Annotated in this window: 1 protein-coding gene; it reads right to left on the bottom strand. The window is 53.7% G+C overall.

The window, feature by feature from the left end:
* The coding region (locus tag HFP54_RS25125) for a transposase (RefSeq protein ID WP_168567307.1) at positions 1–203 on the bottom strand (203 nt) is incomplete at both ends.

The raw sequence follows: 203 nt of genomic DNA, 5'->3' as shown, positions 1-203 counted from the left end.
AGCGTTGACATCGTTCCTTTGAAGCTGACTTGCCACGGTTGCAGCTTGCCCGACATCGCCGCGTCACACATCACTTGTCGAATCAAGTTGTACGCCAACATGTGCGCACGAAGTTCGTTCCGTACCCGATGCGGACGCTTGCACCGGAGATGATCCATTTGCATGATCGTTTTCAAACTGCGTAGGTGCAGTTCCGCTTGCCA

The sequence above is a fragment of the Crateriforma spongiae genome (genome assembly GCF_012290005.1).
Lineage (GTDB): Bacteria > Planctomycetota > Planctomycetia > Pirellulales > Pirellulaceae > Crateriforma > Crateriforma spongiae.
The sequence above is the reverse complement of the archived record's forward strand: the minus strand, read 5'-3'. Positions and strand labels throughout refer to the sequence as shown.